Annotated in this window: 21 protein-coding genes, 1 tRNA gene and 1 pseudogene; 15 read left to right on the top strand and 8 right to left on the bottom strand. The window is 62.4% G+C overall.

Translation table 11 applies throughout. The annotated features are described in order from the left end of the window. A partial coding sequence (locus WBB07_RS09770) for an MspA family porin (protein ID WP_526307075.1) occupies positions 1 to 410 on the top strand: 410 nt, incomplete at its 5' end. Positions 411 to 779: 369 nt separating this feature from the next. Next, positions 780 to 1,148, top strand: coding sequence for a hypothetical protein (locus WBB07_RS09765; RefSeq protein ID WP_526307073.1), 369 nt, complete (start codon positions 780 to 782; stop codon positions 1,146 to 1,148). Between the two features lie 68 nt (positions 1,149 to 1,216). Here WBB07_RS09765 and mscL read toward each other — a convergent pair whose 3' ends face one another. The 4 genes from mscL to WBB07_RS09745 all read right to left on the bottom strand — a co-directional run bounded on the left by mscL (position 1,217) and on the right by WBB07_RS09745 (position 3,507). Then, positions 1,217 to 1,675, bottom strand: coding sequence for a large-conductance mechanosensitive channel protein MscL (gene mscL / locus WBB07_RS09760; RefSeq protein WP_526307071.1), 459 nt, complete (start codon positions 1,673 to 1,675; stop codon positions 1,217 to 1,219). A 61-nt stretch (positions 1,676 to 1,736) separates the two neighbouring features. Beyond that, positions 1,737 to 2,402 carry an SAF domain-containing protein gene (locus WBB07_RS09755; protein ID WP_526307069.1) on the bottom strand — a complete coding sequence of 222 codons (666 nt, stop codon included), beginning with the start codon at positions 2,400 to 2,402 and terminating at the stop codon, positions 1,737 to 1,739. A 70-nt stretch (positions 2,403 to 2,472) separates the two neighbouring features. Then, complete coding sequence (locus WBB07_RS09750) at positions 2,473 to 2,838, bottom strand: FmdB family zinc ribbon protein (RefSeq protein ID WP_526307067.1); 366 nt, start codon at positions 2,836 to 2,838, stop codon at positions 2,473 to 2,475. 60 nt (positions 2,839 to 2,898) lie between these two features. Then, positions 2,899 to 3,507, bottom strand: coding sequence for a 5-formyltetrahydrofolate cyclo-ligase (locus tag WBB07_RS09745; protein ID WP_526307065.1), 609 nt, complete (start codon positions 3,505 to 3,507; stop codon positions 2,899 to 2,901). A gap of 74 nt (positions 3,508 to 3,581) precedes the next feature. Here WBB07_RS09745 and WBB07_RS09740 point away from each other — a divergent pair, with 74 nt between their 5' ends. From WBB07_RS09740 to WBB07_RS09720, 5 genes are all read left to right on the top strand, one after another. Next, the gene (locus WBB07_RS09740; RefSeq protein ID WP_526307063.1) at positions 3,582 to 4,493 is read left to right on the top strand and encodes a UTP--glucose-1-phosphate uridylyltransferase; all 912 of its coding nucleotides are present in this window, start codon (positions 3,582 to 3,584) and stop codon (positions 4,491 to 4,493) included. Between the two features lie 54 nt (positions 4,494 to 4,547). Then, on the top strand, positions 4,548 to 5,807 hold the full coding sequence (glp, locus tag WBB07_RS09735) for a molybdotransferase-like divisome protein Glp (RefSeq protein ID WP_526307061.1): 1,260 nt from the start codon (positions 4,548 to 4,550) through the stop codon (positions 5,805 to 5,807). A 29-nt stretch (positions 5,808 to 5,836) separates the two neighbouring features. Then, on the top strand, positions 5,837 to 6,466 hold the full coding sequence (locus WBB07_RS09730) for a GNAT family N-acetyltransferase (RefSeq protein WP_526307059.1): 630 nt from the start codon (positions 5,837 to 5,839) through the stop codon (positions 6,464 to 6,466). Between the two features lie 143 nt (positions 6,467 to 6,609). After that, a complete protein-coding gene (sepX, locus tag WBB07_RS09725) occupies positions 6,610 to 7,725 on the top strand; it encodes a divisome protein SepX/GlpR (protein ID WP_526307057.1) in 1,116 nt (371 codons plus the stop codon). A gap of 68 nt (positions 7,726 to 7,793) precedes the next feature. Next, positions 7,794 to 7,866, top strand: a tRNA-Ala gene (locus tag WBB07_RS09720). A gap of 40 nt (positions 7,867 to 7,906) precedes the next feature. On the opposite strand, the gene WBB07_RS09715 is transcribed toward WBB07_RS09720, so the two are convergent. Beyond that, complete coding sequence (locus WBB07_RS09715; RefSeq protein WP_526307055.1) at positions 7,907 to 9,091, bottom strand: site-specific integrase; 1,185 nt, start codon at positions 9,089 to 9,091, stop codon at positions 7,907 to 7,909. Further along, on the bottom strand, positions 9,088 to 9,627 hold the full coding sequence (locus tag WBB07_RS09710; RefSeq protein ID WP_526307053.1) for a helix-turn-helix transcriptional regulator: 540 nt from the start codon (positions 9,625 to 9,627) through the stop codon (positions 9,088 to 9,090). The genes WBB07_RS09715 and WBB07_RS09710 overlap by 4 nt, the downstream gene beginning before the upstream one ends. A 139-nt stretch (positions 9,628 to 9,766) precedes the next feature. Here WBB07_RS09710 and WBB07_RS09705 point away from each other — a divergent pair, with 139 nt between their 5' ends. The 6 genes from WBB07_RS09705 (at position 9,767) to WBB07_RS09680 (ending at position 13,982) form a co-directional block, all read left to right on the top strand. Further along, complete coding sequence (locus WBB07_RS09705; protein WP_526307051.1) at positions 9,767 to 9,952, top strand: helix-turn-helix transcriptional regulator; 186 nt, start codon at positions 9,767 to 9,769, stop codon at positions 9,950 to 9,952. A gap of 5 nt (positions 9,953 to 9,957) precedes the next feature. Beyond that, positions 9,958 to 10,158, top strand: a complete 201-nt coding sequence (locus tag WBB07_RS09700; protein WP_526307049.1) for a hypothetical protein — start codon at positions 9,958 to 9,960, stop codon at positions 10,156 to 10,158. 70 nt (positions 10,159 to 10,228) lie between these two features. Further along, on the top strand, positions 10,229 to 11,236 hold the full coding sequence (locus WBB07_RS09695; protein ID WP_526307047.1) for an AAA family ATPase: 1,008 nt from the start codon (positions 10,229 to 10,231) through the stop codon (positions 11,234 to 11,236). A 185-nt stretch (positions 11,237 to 11,421) separates the two neighbouring features. Next, positions 11,422 to 12,945 (top strand): GNAT family N-acetyltransferase, encoded by a 1,524-nt coding sequence (locus WBB07_RS09690; RefSeq protein WP_526307045.1) that lies wholly within the window; start codon positions 11,422 to 11,424, stop codon positions 12,943 to 12,945. Next, on the top strand, positions 12,915 to 13,337 hold the full coding sequence (locus tag WBB07_RS09685; RefSeq protein WP_526307043.1) for an ASCH domain-containing protein: 423 nt from the start codon (positions 12,915 to 12,917) through the stop codon (positions 13,335 to 13,337). Before WBB07_RS09690 ends, WBB07_RS09685 begins: the two co-directional genes overlap by 31 nt. Before the next feature lie 12 nt (positions 13,338 to 13,349). Then, on the top strand, positions 13,350 to 13,982 hold the full coding sequence (locus WBB07_RS09680) for a hypothetical protein (RefSeq protein ID WP_526307041.1): 633 nt from the start codon (positions 13,350 to 13,352) through the stop codon (positions 13,980 to 13,982). Between the two features lie 93 nt (positions 13,983 to 14,075). On the opposite strand, the gene WBB07_RS09675 is transcribed toward WBB07_RS09680, so the two are convergent. Both WBB07_RS09675 and WBB07_RS09670 read right to left on the bottom strand, forming a co-directional pair. Beyond that, the gene (locus WBB07_RS09675) at positions 14,076 to 14,930 is read right to left on the bottom strand and encodes an AbiV family abortive infection protein (RefSeq protein ID WP_526307040.1); all 855 of its coding nucleotides are present in this window, start codon (positions 14,928 to 14,930) and stop codon (positions 14,076 to 14,078) included. 31 nt (positions 14,931 to 14,961) lie between these two features. Then, a complete protein-coding gene (locus WBB07_RS09670; RefSeq protein ID WP_526307038.1) occupies positions 14,962 to 15,675 on the bottom strand; it encodes a hypothetical protein in 714 nt (237 codons plus the stop codon). A gap of 110 nt (positions 15,676 to 15,785) precedes the next feature. Between WBB07_RS09670 and WBB07_RS09665 the strand changes: the two are divergent. Continuing rightward, positions 15,786 to 16,340, top strand: a pseudogene (locus WBB07_RS09665) (recombinase family protein). A 150-nt stretch (positions 16,341 to 16,490) separates the two neighbouring features. After that, positions 16,491 to 17,252: a DUF4352 domain-containing protein gene (locus tag WBB07_RS09660; protein WP_526307036.1), complete on the top strand. Its 762-nt coding sequence runs from the start codon at positions 16,491 to 16,493 to the stop codon at positions 17,250 to 17,252. Positions 17,253 to 17,901: the final 649 nt, after the last annotated feature.

Below are 17,901 nucleotides of genomic sequence, written 5' to 3'. Positions count from 1 at the left end.
GCGACTTCGAAGGCGTGCTCGAACTCGGTTACCAGGTTGGCTTCCCCTGGTCGCTGGGCGTCGGCATCAACTTCAGCTACACCACCCCGAACATCGCGTTCGACGGCCAGGACTACGGCTCCTTCGGCCCCGGCGTTGACACCGGCATCGACCTGATCCCGGCCATCGTCACCCCGCCGCTGTTCCCCGGTGTGTCGATCAGTGCTGACCTGGGCAACGGCCCCGGCATCCAGGAAGTCGCCACCTTCTCCGTGGACGTCGCCGGCGCCAACGGTGCGGTTGCGGTCTCCAACGCTCACGGCACCGTGACCGGTGCCGCCGGTGGCGTGCTGCTGCGCCCCTACGCCCGGCTCATCTCCTCGGCCGGCGACAGCGTGACCACCTACGGCGAGCCGTGGAACATGAACTGAGTTTCGACTCGGTTTCAACAGCTCTTCAACAAAACGACCCCCGGCAGTTGCCGGGGGTCGTTTTGTGTAGGTCCGGTAATAGTGTGCGGCGGGGTTGTGGATCGACTCCAGGAAGCGTCGTCGAGCGACGGCTGACGCGATTTCAGCGCTGCGAATCGGTCCGCGAAATATCTTGTGAGCCAGCTTTTTTCACTATCGGTACGGATGTCGTAGGAGGCAATTCCGGCAATCGGAGAATTCTCCGCAACTGTGCGTTCCGAATTTTGCTCTCGGTGTCCACGCGGAGGCTTTGCCTGGTATTGTTCCCAGCAGTTCTAGACCAAATCCACAACAACCCAACAGGGTTTCCTCGAAAGAAGGGAAGCGCCGATGGCTCTCAACGCCAGTGGCCTCGTCCGTAGCTCCAAGAAGCTGGCCGCTCTTGGACTCGGTTCGGCCGCCGTAGCCGCAGCGTTCATGAGTCTCGGCAGCGGAACCGCCAACGCCGTTGAGGAAGTGGCGCCCACTCCCGTGGTCACCAGCCGTCAGGCCCTGATCATCGACGACAACGCGCTGCGCGCCACCGCACCTGGCCAGGCCCGTGGAATGCTCAACACCCGCAGTGCAAACTCCGGCGTGGTGCACGCACAGGGCAACGTCAAGGACAGCGTGAAGGCCGTCGTCGGCACCAGCGCGGCTCCCTTCAACCTGGAGTCCAACGGTTCGTTCCAGACGGGCGCCCCCATCGGCGACTGGTGATCAACTAGATTTTTTGCACAACAAGAACCGCCCCCGACAAGCTGTCGGGGGCGGTTCTTGTTGTGGGGCTATCTGTCGGCGCTGGTGTGCTTGGCGGTATCGGGGCTCGGCCCGGTGCCGGGTCCGGTGACGTGCTTGCCAGGGGTGCCGTCATTGTTGCTGTGCAAGAGGTCGCGGATCTCGGTGAGCAGGCTCAGCTCGGTGTCCTGGGCCTGCTCGACCTCGCCACGTTCGCGCAGCTTCTTGTATGGCAACACGATGACGAAGTACACGACAGCGGCCACCAGCATGAAGTTGATGCCCGCCGACAGAACGGCATTGAGATCGACGTACTGGTCACCGCCCAGAGGGATCCGCAGGATGCCGTATTCCTTGTCGGGTCCGGCTCCGATCCTGTCGATCAACGGCTGAATGACGTTCTGTGTGAAAGCGGTGACGAGACCCGTGAACGCGGTGCCGATGACCACCGCGATCGACAGGTCGACGATGTTGCCGCGTGCGATGAAGTCTTTGAAGCCCTTCAGCATTGGATGGACCTTCCTGCCGTCGATGTTTGAGGGTTCGAACGTTAGTCGTGTCCGGCGGTATTCAGTGCAGAGTCAGCGTGACGGCGTGGCTCAGGGTCGCCGCGGCGACCGCTGTTGCCGCCGTGACGGGAAGGGCCACCAGGACCACCCGGTCGCCACCCAGGCCGCCGGGGTCGGCCGAGACCAGCACGACGACGGCGTCGGCGGCAACCACGCGGGCTGCGGCGTGGGAATCGGTGCTCGATTGGGGGGCCGCCACGATGTCCACCACGTCACCTTCGCGGATGACATCGAGAACGGCGCTCTGTGCCAGCTGTAGCGGCACCACGCGGGCATCCGGGCCCACGGCGGCCCGGGCCAGGGCCGAGCTGAACAAGCGGACATCGGTCAGGACTTCACCACGGCGTACCGGGCCCGCAGGTGTTGTGCCGATCACGGCGCCGACATCGGTGTGCGCTCCCTCGGGCAGGGTCTCGATGAGCCGGTTCTCGGTCCGCACGTCCTCGGGCGTCAGCGTCGCTCCGGGCGGTAGATCTCGAGTCGCCACCACGGCGGATCCGTAGGCGCCCGCCGGGTCCGGGCGCACCGCCGCGACCGCGGCGAGGAGGACCAGCGCAGCGGCCGCGACCCGACGGACCCGTACCGAGTGCACCCAGTCAGGTTGCAGCGCTTGCCGAATCCGGGTCAGCACAGTGGGGTGCAGCGATGCCGAGCGGCTGTCTCCCATGCGCACACGGTAGAAAACCCAAAAGGCAACCCGCGCTCAGTGCGCGGGCTGCCTGTGGATAACGCGATGTCTAGGTGGCGGCCGGGGCCGGGGACTTCGACGACGAGTTCGAGGACGAACTCGAGGATGACGAACTGGGCTTCTCCGACGACGAGGAGCTCGACTTCTCGGAGCTCGAAGATTTGTCGCTGGAGCTGGAGTTGGAACCGGAATCCGAGCTTGTCGACGAGCTGCTGGACGAACTCTTGCTGCTGCTGCTGTCACGGCTGTCGGTGCGATAGAACCCGCTGCCCTTGAACACGACGCCTACGGAGTTGAACAGCTTGCGCAGCCGGCCGTTGCACTTCGTGCAGGTGGTCAGCGTGTCCTCGGTGAATGCCTGCACCGCGTCGAACCGATCGTCGCACTCGGTACACGCGTAGCTGTAAGTCGGCACGGAAACCTCCGGGAGATGAGAAACGTCGTTAGCACTCTATAGTGCCAAGTGCTAGAACCGCTATTCGGCCGGCCGCATTCCCGCCGGACCGAGCGGCTGCACACCCTGATTCGGGGTCAGCGCATCCGTCATTCGCACATCGTGGCTCTCGCTCGGCAGCTCATCGAGGAGCTCTTGGTCGCGCACCACGGCGATCAGTCTGGCGGCCGGGTCACGCAACGGCAGCGACCGATCGTAGAAGCCGGCGCCGCGGCCCAGGCGGGCGCCGCGGCGATCGACTGCCAGCGCGGGTACCAGGATGACCCCCGCCTGAGCGACCGTCTCCGGCGGCAGTGAGTCGCCCGCCGGCTCGCGCAGGCCGAACCCGGCGGCGACGAGGTGCCCGGCGCGATACACGCCCCATCGCAAGGGTTCCGGGGTGCCGTCGGAATCTGTGTGACTGACCGGCAACAGCACTGTGAGGCGCATCGCAACAAGAGCGTCCAGCAACTCGACCGAACCCGGTTCACTCCCCACCGGGACATACGCGCAAACAGTGTCCGAGAGCCCGGCGAGGGTGGTCACGTGTGTCTTCAGTGTTGCGGCCTCGGCCTGGCGAATTGCGGCCGGCAGTGCCCGCCGTTCGGCAAGTATTTGCTTGCGCAAGGGGCCTTTGAATGCTGCTGTCACGGGTACAGAATTAGCAGTCGGCGGGCTGACACGGCTACCCGTCATGACCGGGCCACGGCAGTTAGGGTGTACCGATGAACGCACCTCAGGTACCCATTCCGCGGACGGCGATCGTGCCCGCAGCGGGGTTGGGCACCCGTTTCCTGCCGGCGACCAAGACCGTGCCCAAGGAATTGCTTCCGGTTGTAGACACCCCGGGTATCGAGTTGGTGGCGGCGGAAGCGGCCGAGGCCGGCGCCGAGCGGCTGGTCATCGTGACGTCGGCCGGCAAAGACGGCGTGGTCGCTCACTTTGTCGAGGATCTGGTGCTCGAGGGCACGCTGGAAGCCCGCGGCAAGGAAGCGATGCTCGCGAAGGTGCGGCGGGCACCGGCGCTGATCAAGGTGGAGTCCGTCGTTCAGGAAAAGCCGCTGGGTCTCGGGCACGCGGTCGGCTGTGTGGAGCCGACGCTGTTGCCGGACGAAGATGCCGTCGCCGTGCTGTTGCCCGACGACCTGGTGTTGCCGACGGGCGTTCTGGAGGTCATGTCGAAGGTCCGCGCCAAGCGCGGCGGTTCCGTTCTCTGTGCGTTCGAGGTGCCCAGGGAGGAGATCAGCGCCTACGGCGTCTTCGATGTCGAGGTGGTTCCCGACGCTGCCAACCCGAATGTGCTCAAGGTTCTGGGAATGGTGGAGAAGCCCAAGGCCGAAGATGCCCCGTCACTGTTTGCGGCGGCCGGCCGCTACGTCCTGGACCGGGCGATCTTCGACGCATTGCGGCGGGTGGACCGGGGTGTCGGCGGCGAGATCCAGCTGACCGATGCCATAGCGTTACTGATCGAAGAGGGCCATCCGGTCCATGTCGTGGTGCACCGTGGGTCTCGACACGACCTAGGAAATCCCGGCGGCTACCTCAAGGCTGCGGTTGACTTTGCCTTGGACCGTGATGACTACGGCCCGGAGCTACGCAGCTGGCTGGTTGCGCGATTGGGGCTGACCGAGCAGTAGCGCTAGCGTCGGCCCTGACACACAGCCGGGGGGCCGACGGCAGAAAGGCGCACAGTGCGTTCGGTGGAGGAGCAGCAAGCCCGAGTGCAAGCGGCCGCGGTGGCGCCGCGGCCGGTTCGGGTGGCGATCGCAGAGGCGCAGGGTTTGATGTGCGCCGAAGAAGTGGTCACCGAGCGTCCGTTGCCTGGTTTCGATCAGGCGGCGATCGACGGGTACGCGGTGCGCAGCGTCGACGTTCTCAATGCCGGTGGCGGCGAGGATGACGGCGATGTCGTCGGCGGCCAGGTCAGTCTCCCGGTGATGGGGATGATCGAGGCCGGCACCAAGACACCCAGCCGGCTGCAGCCGCACCAGGCTGCGCGAGTGCAGACGGGCGCACCGATGCCCACCCTTGCCGATGCGGTGTTGCCGCTGCGCTGGACCGACGGCGGCCAGTCCCGGGTGCGGGTGCTGCGTGGGGTGCGCTCCGGTGCCTACGTGCGACGCACCGGCGATGATGTGCAGCCTGGTGATGTCGCGGTGCGTGCGGGCACCATTGTCGGCGCTGCCCAGGTGGGCCTGTTGGCCGCAGTGGGACGAGATCGAGTGCTGGTGCACCCGCGGCCACGGTTGTCGGTGTTGTCGGTCGGCGGGGAGCTGGTCGACGTTTCCCGGTCGCCGGGAACCGGTCAGGTGTACGACGTGAACTCCTACGCCCTGGCGGCGGCAGGACGGGACGCCGGCGCCGAGGTGAACCGGGTCGGCATCGTCGACAGTGACCCCAAGAAGCTGCGTGAGGTTGTCGAAGGCCAACTCAGCCGTGCCGAGATCGTGGTGATCGCCGGGGCGGTCGGCGGTGCGGCCGCCGAGGGGGTGCGGGCGGTGCTCTCGGAGCTCGGCGACATGGAAGTCACCCGGATCGCCATGCATCCGGGATCGGTGCAGGGCTTCGGACAGCTGGGCCGCGACGGGGTGCCGGTGTTCCTGCTGCCCGCCAACCCGGTGAGCGCGCTGGTGGTGTTCGAGGTGATGGTGCGTCCGCTGATCCGGCTGTCGCTGGGCAAGCGGCAGCCGCTCCGGCGTGTCGTCAAGGCCCGGACCCTGGCGCCGATTTCTTCGGTGACGGGCCGTAAAGGTTTCCTGCGGGGCCAGCTGATGCGCGATCAGGACACCGGCGAATATCTGGTGCAGGCCCTCGGCGGCAATCCCGGCTCGTCCTCCCATCTGCTGGCCACGTTGGCAGAGGCGAACTGCCTTGTGGTGGTGCCCAGCGAGGTCGAGCAACTGCGTACCGGTGAGACCGTCGACGTCGCATTCCTCGCTCAGCGCGGCTGACCACGGTGGGTTTCTGGCGGTCGAACTCCATGCATCCGGGCTGGCCGATGGCGGCCGGACCGCTGCGAGTGCCCGCCGGGCTGGTCCGGCTGCGTCCGGTGCGGATGCGCGACGGTGGCACCTGGAGCCGGATCCGGATCGCCGACCGGCAATTCCTGGAACCGTGGGAGCCCACTGCGGAGTTGGATTGGCCTGTACGGCACGCGGTTTCGTCGTGGCCTGCGGTGTGCTCGGGGTTGCGCGCCGAGGCGCGCCGCGGCCGGATGCTGCCGTTCATCATCGAGCTGGACGGGCAGTTCGCCGGCCAGTTGACTGTCGGTAACGTCACGCACGGGGCGTTGCGTTCGGCCTGGATCGGCTACTGGGTGCACAGTGCGGTCACCGGCAGGGGAGTGGCGACGGCCGCGCTGGCGCTGGGGCTGGACCACTGTTTCGGGCCGGTGATGTTGCACCGGGTGGAGGCGACGGTGCGGCCGGAGAATGCGGCGAGCCGCCAGGTCCTGGCCAAGGCCGGGTTCCGCGAAGAGGGGCTGTTGCGGCGGTATCTCGATGTCGATGGCGGCTGGCGCGATCACCTGCTGGTGGCGATGACGGTCGAAGAGGTCAACGGTTCGGTGGCCTCGACGCTGGTGCGGTCGGGCCGCGCGCAGTGGGCCTGAATCAAGACTGTTGTTACTAATGTGGCAAATGTGACTGTTGGTGCTTGTATCCAGCGAATTACAGGTGTGTAATTGACTTCGGCGCGCCGCCCTGGCTGCGCAGGTCAGTCGACCTAGCCTGGAGGGGAAAGGAGCAGGCCACCATGCCAAGCATCCCCCAGTCGTTGCTCTGGATCTCTCTTGTTGTGCTCTGGCTTTTTGTGCTGGTGCCCATGCTCATCAACAAGCGGGACACCGTCAGAAGGACCAGCGACGTCGCATTGGCGACTCGCGTGCTCAACGGCAGTGGTCGGGCAGCGCGGCTTCTCCGCCGCCGGCCGGCCGCCGGTCACAGCAGCAACCCCGAATGGCGCCCCGAAGAAGAACTCGACGACTACGACGAGGACGAGACCGGCCCCGTAGTGGTCACCGGCAAGCCGTCGCGCGCCCGCTCCGTCGTGGTGGTGGCCCCGGTCGCCGAGGCGGCCGAGGACGACTACCTCGACGTCGACGTGGTCGACATGGACTCCGGTGCCCTGCCCGTCGCCAAGGCAGCACCGGCACAGGCTGATCCCGTGCAGGAGTTCGATGAGCCCGCGCCCGTCACGGCCCAGGAGCCCGAGCCCGAAATCCAGGCCGACGTCGACATCGAGGCAGCGGTCACCGCTGAGCCCGTGAGCGACGAATTCGAGGGCGACGAACTCGAGAGCGATGAGCTCGAAAGCGATGAGCTCGAGAGCGAGGACGCCGGGCAGGCCGAGGAGGGCACCGCCGACGAGTACGAGTACGTCGACGACACCTCCGGTCTGGAAGCCGAAGCCGACCCGCCGACCACCGCCACACCCATCGCGCCCCGCCAGCGGCGCTACGAGTCGAAGGCCGCCGCCGCGGCCAGCGCCCGCAAGTACCGCTTCCGCAAGAACATGCTGCTCTCGATGGCCGTGCTGCTGGTCGGAACCGCCGCGGCAGCCTTCCTGTGGACCCCCAGCATGTGGTACCTCTGCGGCACCGTCGGCGCGATCACCCTCATCTATCTGGGCTACCTGCGCCGGCAGACCCGCATCGAGGAGCAGCTGCGGCGCCGTCGCGCCCAGCGGATGGCGCGCTCGCGGCTCGGGGTGGAGAACACCGTCGATCACGAGCTCAACGTGGTGCCCGCTCGGCTGCGCCGGCCCGGCTCGGCGGTGCTGGAGATCGACGACGAAGACCCGGTGTTCGAGCATCTCGACTACGTGCCGTTCTCCCGCGGCTACGACCTCCCGCGGGCCGCGGGACAGTGACCGGCGAAGCCCCGACGAGCCGGTTTCTGGTTGGCGCGTTCTGACTGGTAATCTTTGCTTCCGGTAAAGGGGCTATAGCGCAGTTGGTAGCGCGTCTCGTTCGCATCGAGAAGGTCAGGGGTTCGATTCCCCTTAGCTCCACAGTAAAGCCGCAGATCAGAGTCTTGATCTGCGGCTTTTCCTATTGGGCCGTCCGCAGTCCGTCCGCAGCAGATTTAATCGCCGTATCTAGACGGTCCGCAACTTCGTCGAGATCGTCGTCGAAGAGGTCGGCGTAGGTGTCCAGCGTCATGGAAGCCTTAGCATGACCGAGCATCCGTTGAACGGCTTTGACGTTGGCGCGTGCACTAACCGCGAGGCTGGCCGCCGTGTGGCGCAGATCGTGGGGCGTGATCGTTGGGAACGTTGGATCCGCTAGTTGGCAGCTAAGAACAGCTGGCCGGAAGACCCTTGAGCGCCAGTTGGAGTTCCTGAGAACGCCACCACGTTGGTCCGTGAACACAAGATCGTCACGCCCCTTGCCGACCATCAGGGCGGCCAGCTCGTCACACAGTGTGGCGGGAAAGGGAACCGAGCGACGCTCCCATGTTTTAGGAGTGCTCCATTGGAGCCCGCCGGATTCGGTCACCGAGCGGGACACGTTCACCCGGCGGCGCAACATATCGAAATCTTGGATGAGCAATGCAGCCATTTCGCCCCACCGCAATCCCGTATAGGCAAGGAACCGGACGACGATGCCATCGCGGTCGACGGTGGCTGCTAAGGCCACTACTTGCTTGTGGGTGAGGTAGCCCCGGTCCGAGTGCCTCCGCTTGGGAAGCTTGATGCCGTCGCATGGATTCCGGGCGATGCGGTTGTCTTCGACGGCGGCTCCGAGCACCTGGCGCAGAACACCGAAAGCGTTCTCAATGATCGGTGTCCCCGCTCCATCAGTGACCATCGCGGCCACCCAAGCGCGGATCGCAGCGGGCCGAACATCGGCAACGAGGGTGTTGCCCCACTGCGGCTCAACGCGACTATTCCAAACGCTCCGGCGCGTCACCGCTGTTTTGGCCGAGATGTGCGCCTGGGCCGAAAACCATGACTGGTACACAGCCGAAACAGTGACTCGACCGGCAGAGGGCTCGATGTACGTCCCTGTGGCGAGCTTGGCCGTCACCTCTGAGTCGAGCCACTTCTGAGCGTCGGACTTCCGTGTGAAGCCTTTAGCCCGCTCGCGCCCCGCGTCGTCGACATATCTTGCGCGGTAACGCTTCCCTTTGCCGTGGTTAGCGCTGGGCGCACTTCGCAGTGCCCCATCCTCGCCACGGCTGGTCTTTATCCATCGGTCTTCCACCCCGGCCCGCCGGTTTCGCTTCTGAGTCATGTCTCGTCCGTTTCTGTGACGGTTTGGTTCATTTGGAGGAGTAGTTTGTCGACTTCGGCGAGCAGGTAGGCGTGCTGCTGGGCGACGCTGTACAAGTTCTCTCGGCTGTGGTCGAGGCGCTTGCGTGCCTGCTCAAGTTCCCTTTGGCGCGTGTCGGGACTTGCGGCGAAGTCCGTGGCTGTATCGAGGCCGAAAACGGTCATGAGCGGCATTTCGAATACGTCGGCCAGGGCGGAAGCTTCCGCGACCCGCAGGGGACGCGCTCCGCGCTCGATCTTCGCAACGGTTGTTTGGTGCATCTCGAATCCCTGGCGGCGAAGCTTTTCGGCTACGTCGTCCTGCGACCAGTTCCGATCCTGTCGCCAGTCACGCAGGATCCTGCCGAAGTCGCGTTCCCAGGACTCATGCCGTTGGCGGGCCAGCGCAAGTTCATTGACTGAGATGTCAGCGGTCTCCGTGGGTAGTTGTTCGCGAAGGTCGCGGGCAAGCTGTTGACCCTCGACTGCGGCGAGAGCCCAAGGTTCGGGAGTAGTCACCGACACACCATAAGTCTCTAGGGCTTGAAATCTCAAGCTCTGTGTGCCTAACATTCCGACTCGTCGAGGCTCGACACGCTTGGAAAACTAAGCGCTAGAAGATTGAGGGGCGATGGCTATTTACAACGAGGTGGATCTCATGACCACCCGAGAAGTATCGACCGAACTGGGGATTCCTGTAGGCACGCTGCGCTACTACCGCTCGATGGAGCGTGGGCCGATGTCGTTTCGACTGGCTGGTCGTGTGCGGTACCGCCGTATTGATGTCCTTGCGTGGGTCGGTGAGCAGGAGCGCAACTCCCGGCGCGGCGAGTTTGTCGCATGAGGGTCGTGAAGCGGATTGCCGCAGAGGACCAGACTGTCATTGTCGTGACGGAGGACGATTACGTCGCAATGCTCCTGTTCTATGGCGCGATGTACGCGGAGGATCTTGACCACCCCGAGCAGGCGGTTCTTCTCGCGGTTGCCGAAGCCGAGCGGCTGGCAGCGGCGCTTGTTGCGGCCACTGAGCGGATGAGGACGGCGGCATGACGGCGTATTGCAACGTCGGGACACATTCGACGGACGAGCAAGAAGCCGAGCGTGCGCGCGGTGGTCGGTTATGAGTCCAATTCATGACGGCGCTTGGCTCGACAAGCAGGTGTTCTCAGAGCCGAGTTGGTGTGTGCCGGGCATCATTCCGGAGGGGTGCTGCATCCTCTCCGGGCATCCGAAGATCGGTAAGTCGTTCTTGGTGCTCGACGTCGCGCTGTCGGCGGCCGGCGGTGGCACGGTTCTCGGTGTGCAGGTGGATTCTCGCCCGGTGCTCTACATGGCTCTCGAAGACGGGCCGCGACGGTTGCAACTGCGTTCGCGGATTCTGTTGGAAGAGGGACCGCTGCCAACCGAATTCAGCTTCATGACGCGCGACGACACGGAGTGCGCGATGGATGCGGCGAAAGCTTGGGTTGCTTCGCACCATACGGAGAAACCTCTGGTCATCGTGGACACGCTAGAGAAAATCCGTGGCGGACGTTCTCAGAACGCCTACTCAGACGACTACAAGGCGGGGAACCTTCTACAGGAGTTGCTTGCTCCCGGCGGTGCCGTCATCGCAGTTCATCACAACAGAAAGGGCGATTCTGACGACTTCTTGGACCAAGTGTCAGGGACACTAGGGCTTTCCGGGTCGGTGGACACGATCATCACGCTCAACCGGGAAAGGACGGGCGCGTCAGGCACTCTGAGCGTGACGGGCCGCGACGTTGACGAGATGATCTACAAGCTCAATTTCGTTGGTGGACAGTGGTCGACGGACGGTGGCGACTTGGCGGAAGCTGCGCAGCGAGCCAAGACTCGGAGGTTTGGTCCGAAAATGCAGGAGGCCCTCGACATTGTGAACTCTGGTATGGCGTCATCGATTAGTGCCGTCGCTGAGTACATCGACGTCTCGGAAGCTACGGCGCGCAAGTATCTTTCGCGTCTGGCTTCCGACTATGGGTTAATCGAGCGGACCGGCCCTGGGCAGTACGGACGTGTCACAGTGTCACAAGTGCCGCAAGACGCCCCCCAGCACCCAAGAACTGCTGACCAGCGCGTGAGCGAAGATGTGACAACTGTGACAGCGTGACAGCGTGACAGTGCGGCGGGCCGGGGACTTCCTTAGAGGTTGCTCTGGTCCGCCGGGCTGGGCAGCAAGTTCGCTGAACCTGCCCAGCCGCCGAAGTCGCTTCGATACATGGAGGGAGTCGCCCGCCTCGTCCTGGGGCGTGTCTGGATCCGCTGTGGCCGGTAGTGCGGGTGATAATCACGACCATGGCGGGAAAGGGGGATACGGTGGCAACGTCGCCAACCCGATTCCTGCTCGACACCAACGCGTTCATCGCTCTTGAGCCGTTTGATGGACAGATAGAACCCGGCCTTGGGCCAGCGGCCACCTTTATGCGGCTGGTGATGAAGCAACGCAATCTCGTATTCGTCCATCCCGCTACAAGGGATGAGCTTGCCGAGGGCAAAGATAGGACACGCGCGACGCAGCGGATTGCCGAGCTCGACAAGATCGTGATGCTCGCTGAGGTACCAATTAGTTCTCGCCTACAGGATGAGTTGGGTCCGGTCGTTGCAGACTCCAACAATCATCGCGACTTGCGGATCTTGGCGGCACTGCACGCAAACGCCGTGAACTTTCTTGTCACTGATGACGCAGGCCTCGGCAGGCGAGCGAAGAGGGTCGGGCTTGGTGATCGCGTCCTTACCCTCGCCGATGCCGTGGCAATGCTGGAAGCATTTGAGCCGACCGTTGTCGAACCTCCACCGAAGGTGACGCCGGTAGAGTCCTATGCCCTTGATCTCGACCAGGACATCTTTGCCAGCATCAGAGACGACTACGAAGGCTTCGATACGTGGATTGACAAGGTACGTGGGGATTCGCCGAACCGCGAGTGTTTCATCATCTGCGAGGAAGATGGCACCTACGCAGCCGTTGCAATCTTGAAGACCGATGAATCCGCTTCCGAGTGCCCATACGGCTTGCCTCAGCCGATCACTAAAATTTCGACCTTCAAAGTGGAACCGGATTTTCGAGGACACCGCTACGGGGAACTTCTCTTGAAGGCCGTGCTGCGCTCCCACCGTGAACACCGCGTTGGAAGCGCCTACGTCGAGGTTTGGGAGCACCATCAGCGGCTCATCGACTTCATGGGAATGTTTGGGTACTTCGAAGCGGGCAAGTCGGCGCGCGGCGAGATCATGCTTGCAAAGCATTACCAGCCGCGAGATACTTCCCTGCCGCCCTTGGACTTCCACATCGCGTACGGCCCACCCGCTGTGTCAGGTCGCGCAAGCGTATTTGTCATACCGATCATCGGGCGCTGGCACGATCAGTTATTTCCTGAGTGCATACCCGAAGATGAGCAGCTCATGATTCCTGGACTGGATGGAGCGACGCATCCGTGGGGCAACGCGCTCCGAAAAGCGTATCTATGCAACTCGACTACAAAGCAGGTTCAGCCAGGGGATGCGATTCTGTTCTATCGCTCGGGAATTCAGACCGTATCTGTGGTTGGCGTCGTGGAGGACATCTTTAGGACGTCCTCACCTGATGAGGTTTTGAACCTCGTTGGTGGACGGACCGTATACGGACCGACCGACATAGCTCAACTGGCATCCCACAGCTCGCAGGTGCTTGTCATCCTCTTCCGGCAAGATCGCATCGTTGACCCCGAATGGACATTGGCAGAGCTTCAAGATCACGACGTCCTCAAAGCACCGCCGCAAACCGTGACCAAAGTAAAGGAGGCAGGTACCCGATGGGTGCATCAGCAACTGGACGCCATGTAGTTATGTCCGTGCATCCGCAGTTTGCGGAGGCAATTATGGACGGGCGCAAGAAGGTTGAGTTTCGTAAGCGTCGTCTTGCCGACGACGTGACGGTGGTCTGGGTCTACGCCACCGCTCCCGTCAGGAAGGTGATCGGCTACTTCGAAGTTGGAGCCATCCACACCGCCAAACCGACTGACCTTTGGCGGAAATTCTCCGATGTGGGCTGCATCGACCGAGCCGACTTTGACCGTTATTACGCCGACAGCCGGACCGGGGCAGGTATTGGCATCCGGAGAGCTGTACGACTGCATAGCCCGGCTCACATAGCCGACCTACTTCCCTCAGGAGTGCCACCGCAGAGCTACGCCTACGTAGGGGTGCCTGCGCTTGCCGAGAGTACCTTGACGTGAGTTGGAACTGCGATGTTCAAGGCAGATCATGGGGCATTGGTCTCCTGCGACTGCGATGATTCGGTCATGGACTGGGTAGCACTGGCTTCCGTCATCTCCTCAGGAGTAGTTGCCGTGGCGACGCTGGTCGCCAATGGGCTGATGCGACGCGGCGATCGTAAGCACACCTCTTCGCTGGAGTTCGAGAAGCGGGTCTGGGAAAAGAAAAGCACGGCGTTGCTCGATCTCATTTCGCACTCTCAGGCAATTCTTCACGCCATCGACCGCGACGCTGACCCCGAACCAAGACGCCAGCAGTTCGCGGTCTTGCAGACGTTCCACCAGCTGAGCTTTCGCCTCGAAGCCCCGGAGCTGATTGCTTACGCGTCACCAGCCTCGAAGACGGCAGTGTCAAAGTTGCAACAGGTAATGAGCCGTGTTCAGCGCACGAGCAACGAAAGAAAGATGGTTGCGGAAAATTACGCTTTGACGCCCGACCACTTCGGGGTTGATGAGGATGAGTTCGAGCATCTTCCCGTAGTTCGTGCCCAGGAGATAGAATTAGAGCGCCGACTCGGCGAACTGTCCGGCATTGACCTTGATTCGGTGCGCAAACTCTGCATCGAGATCATCGACCATTCACGTACAGATCTCCGAGGTGCGTGAATCACGCGGCGTCACTACCGAGTCTCGCCGAGAGATTACCGAAATCCGCCATCACCGACATCTTCCTCGACTTTCGATAAGCCCCTCGTCGAATCAACCCTTGTCAGCGCTGTCGTTTAAACCTAACTGGTCGGCGAGTTGCATAAGCTCACGCGTTTCTGCTTCGTAGCCGCGCTTCCCTAGGTTGGCGAACGGATTCGCCCCAGGTCCGGGTAACCGCAGACGATAGGTGTCGTTGTTCAATACACCGGCTGGCTTTCCTGCGCGCAACTCGTCGCAACTTCGCTCCACCTCCGACGCGGCAATTCCGTCGACTCCAGAGGCCAATTTACGAAAACGCGCGATGTCCTCCTCCGACGCTGGCGGAACCGCACGCACAGATTGCTCCTGCTCCTTCGCGACGATGTGCTCACCTAGCCTCAACTGCCATCCGATCTGGTGGACGTGACCGATCACCTCCCGCAACGAATGCTCGTCAACAGCCGATTCCGGGGTCTGGATTCCTTTGTCGGGATCAACGTCGACGTAGAACCCGCGTTGTTTGAGCAGGTTGTGCCCTCGCGTCCACGTTTCGACTTCACCGAGCCACTCTCGGTTAGCCACAGGGTCGGCTGGCTCTGTTGCAAACCAATAGTCCTCGGAGACAAGGAATTCGTAGGCTAAGGTGAGTTTGCTCTGATGATTGGCCCAGAGCTTTTGTAGGCCTGCATCTACAAACGGCGCACCCTCATCCTCATAGGCGATATCGCGACGCCGCTGATGGATGGCTATTGCCTTGCCGGATTCCTCCAAGCCCAGGATCGCTAGCGACCGTGCTAACCCGAGACTGCCGCTTTCGAGCAAGTTCAGCGCGGCTGTCAGAAGCCGATCAGCATTGGCCAGTAGCTCATCGTGTAGTTCGACGACCTGTTCTGGTGTGAGTGATGGCAGCGCACTTTTTTTGGCCATATGGCACTACTAATAGCACATTGGCGATTAATCAGTTAGGAGAACTCTCCCCTTGCGGAGGGTTTCGTGTCTCCTTGGTGGGCGGCGCTTTCGTCGTCGGTTGCACTTTCTTGAACACTGATTTCGTCTTTCCCTTGAGGATGCGCCACTGCTTGATACCGCCGATGGACCATCTCTTCAATCGGCCTGGGTAGTCGTGCTCGATGGGAATGCCGGTGCGCTGACGGGACCAGGCCACACTGTTGCCGTCGGTGAAGCGAAGTTCAATCCGCATCTGCTCAAGCCGTACCTTGCCGAAGTACGGCGGGTTGAGATCAAATTCGAAGGGCGCTTTCACGTCGGGCATAACGACGCTGTTCATGTGTTCTTCAGGCTGAACGGAGTGGTAGTAGATCAGCCCCATGAGCGGATTCATGAAACGATCCAAGCGCTTTGAGCCCTCTTTCATGGCCTCGTGCGTCAGGTGTGCGATGACTGCGACATCGGTAATGAGCGTGTCCGAGTGATTGTAGATATCCCCCTTCAGACGCACTACGCCGTCCGTCTCGAAGTCGAGCGAAGCTGCCCATGTGAAAAGGACTTTGGATGCCTGCTCGATCCGGTTGTCTTGTCGGTTCTTTCGATAGACATTGGCGGCGAGTAGGAAAGAAACCCCAGTTAGCAGCGCGCCGGCCCAGCCATTGGCGGTGCCGTAAACCTCGACTGGAAACGGAAACTGCCACAGGTCCCCAAGCCACTCGTCCACGCCGCTATTCAACCACCGGCTTTTCGGCACTCACCGAAGTACGGCGATCTGCATCCATTCCAGTGTCAGCACCGCCGATTCCATCTAGGAGCGCTACACGTCGTGTTTCGATGGCTCCTAGTTGCGACACGGCAATCCTTCTCCCGCCAGAGCAGGAACGGAGACTAGTTGCTGCCGGGGTGGACCTTTCGCGGGTCTATAGCGACAAGTTCTCGGGCACCTCAACAAGAGAGCAGCGACCACGGCCTGGCGGCACTATTGGACTACGCCCGCGAGGGAGACTCCCTCGTCGTTATTGGCACCGACCTGCTGGGACGCAACGCCGCTGAGGTTATGACGACGATTAGGGAACTGGGGGATCGTGGCCTCGTCCTGCGATCGCTGCGTGAGGGGATCGACACCCCGAATGCGGCAGGCCGCATAAGGCAGGCGTACTGGCAAGCCTGGCTGAGCTCGAACTGGAACTCGGACGTGAGCGCCGCAAAGCCTCACGAGAAGCACGCCGGGCACGCGGCCAGGCCATCGGTCGCCTGAGGGCGTTGTCTGACCAAAAGGTCGCCTTGGCCCGTCGAATGCACGACGGCGGGAAATCGGCCAGGACGATTGCGGCGACCTTCGGCGTCGGTCGTACGACCGCCTACCGGGCGCTCAGCGCGAAAACGTAGCTGGTGGCGGCACGCACCAAAAACGTTTCGCCCACTAGTCTGGCGAGCCACCTCAATCTTTGGCCACACGCGCATGCTCGCAAGCGGCTCAGAATCTGAGTCGCCTTGATTGCTGGTTTGTTTTCACGACGTCGAGTAATCTCACGGCTCATGCGGGGGATGCTCATCAGCGTTGTCGCTGCGCTCATGTTCGTGATCGGGTGCTCTAGGGCTCCCGACAGCAGCGAAGTGAGCGAGCAGGTAAGAGCGTCCATGCAAAGTAAGTTTGATTCTGATGCCGACTTCGAAAACCTGCGCCTGCGGGTAGACGAAGTCACCGTCGTCAAAGGATCGGGCGGCAATGATTACCAGGGGCTGGCATCAGTGCGAGCGGGGAACGGCGACATTCACGATGTCGCGGTTGAGATCACCGTAGATGGCGAAAATCTGATCTGGCAGACCAGTCCTGGGGCGTTCCTGTTTGCGGCACAGGAAATGCTCTCCCCGACCCCGACCCCGAGCAGCGCCCCGGTGGCAAGCCCGCCGGTGCCAATCGGGACCCCTACGCGGGATGGCCAATTTGAGTTCACGGTGACGAAGGCCGGAACTGCCTCGACGATTGACGGACCCTACGGAATGACTTTTACGCCGCGAGGCCAGTACATGATTGTGGCTCTCACTGTCCGGAATGTCAGCGATCAGCAAGGCACCTACAGCGCCATCGAGCAGAAGCTGATAATTGACGGCAAGCAGTACACGTATTCGGGTGAGGAAACGTTCGCGCTGAGCCCGGACGCGACGGCGCAAATCAATCCCGGTCTAGCTATCGACACGATGATTGTGTATGACGTGCCATTGGGCGGCAGGTCCGCTGGGATCGAGCTGCATGGCGGCGTATACGGCTCTCCTGGCGTCTACTCCAAGCTCGCCTGACTGCGTGTGACCTGCTGCGCGTGGCTAGCCGGGCCACCGTATGAATCGCGCGGTGATGGGGGTGGGGGGTGTCCCCTGGGGGCCGAGCGGTTCGCCTCACACAGCCAGCGACCACTCTCTCTCCGGGCAATGGAGCTGGAAAAGACGTTGACGTTCGTCGCTAGCATTGGCTCTTGTGTCTCGACCACCAGTCAGCGAGGACATCGCGGCCACTTTCGCCAGGTTCTACGTTGGCGGCCACGGCTCCACACATACGAAGCTCACCGCTGCGTTTATAGCGTCCGGGTACGGCGACGCTGCACCGTACGACGAGATGACACATACGCCTAATAAGGAGATTCGAGTTCGTCGGGCTATTCAAGCCGCGACGCGTAACCCGATTCGTGCTCGGCTTCTTATTGACCACCTTCTTCGTGACCTTAGAGTGGGCGGACATTTTGATGATGGCTCGATAGCCGCTGACAACCTCAGCCGAGCACAGGCTGTGTTCCGGAAGCAAGGCTGGATCCTTTCCGATTCGGGCTGTCAGTTCCGGTCGAAAAGTGAGCAGGTGGTTCCGGGGTGGGTTCTAGTCAACGTCGCAACACTGACGGATCGTTAGAGGCTAACAGGGCGGCGAATAAGTCGGCCGGACAACGGTCTTGGAGGA

It is taken from the genome of Mycobacterium sp., assembly GCF_049647605.1.
Lineage (GTDB): Bacteria > Actinomycetota > Actinomycetes > Mycobacteriales > Mycobacteriaceae > Mycobacterium.
This window is presented reverse-complemented; position numbering and strand designations above follow the sequence as displayed.

Excerpts from the sequence above, each read along its gene's own strand:
- WBB07_RS09730 (WP_526307059.1), top strand. The coding sequence starts at position 5,837 with ATGCATCCGGGCTGGCCGATGGCGGCCGGACCGCTGCGAGTGCCCGCC.
- WBB07_RS09695 (WP_526307047.1), top strand. The coding sequence starts at position 10,229 with ATGAGTCCAATTCATGACGGCGCTTGGCTCGACAAGCAGGTGTTCTCA.
- WBB07_RS09715 (WP_526307055.1), bottom strand. The coding sequence starts at position 9,091 with ATGACTCAGAAGCGAAACCGGCGGGCCGGGGTGGAAGACCGATGGATA.
- WBB07_RS09765 (WP_526307073.1), top strand. The coding sequence starts at position 780 with ATGGCTCTCAACGCCAGTGGCCTCGTCCGTAGCTCCAAGAAGCTGGCC.
- WBB07_RS09755 (WP_526307069.1), bottom strand. The coding sequence starts at position 2,402 with ATGGGAGACAGCCGCTCGGCATCGCTGCACCCCACTGTGCTGACCCGG.
- mscL (WP_526307071.1), bottom strand. The coding sequence starts at position 1,675 with ATGCTGAAGGGCTTCAAAGACTTCATCGCACGCGGCAACATCGTCGAC.
- sepX (WP_526307057.1), top strand. The coding sequence starts at position 6,610 with ATGCCAAGCATCCCCCAGTCGTTGCTCTGGATCTCTCTTGTTGTGCTC.
- WBB07_RS09690 (WP_526307045.1), top strand. The coding sequence starts at position 11,422 with ATGGCGGGAAAGGGGGATACGGTGGCAACGTCGCCAACCCGATTCCTG.
- WBB07_RS09680 (WP_526307041.1), top strand. The coding sequence starts at position 13,350 with ATGTTCAAGGCAGATCATGGGGCATTGGTCTCCTGCGACTGCGATGAT.
- WBB07_RS09685 (WP_526307043.1), top strand. The coding sequence starts at position 12,915 with ATGGGTGCATCAGCAACTGGACGCCATGTAGTTATGTCCGTGCATCCG.
- WBB07_RS09705 (WP_526307051.1), top strand. The coding sequence starts at position 9,767 with ATGACCACCCGAGAAGTATCGACCGAACTGGGGATTCCTGTAGGCACG.
- WBB07_RS09675 (WP_526307040.1), bottom strand. The coding sequence starts at position 14,930 with ATGGCCAAAAAAAGTGCGCTGCCATCACTCACACCAGAACAGGTCGTC.
- WBB07_RS09740 (WP_526307063.1), top strand. The coding sequence starts at position 3,582 with ATGAACGCACCTCAGGTACCCATTCCGCGGACGGCGATCGTGCCCGCA.
- WBB07_RS09660 (WP_526307036.1), top strand. The coding sequence starts at position 16,491 with ATGCGGGGGATGCTCATCAGCGTTGTCGCTGCGCTCATGTTCGTGATC.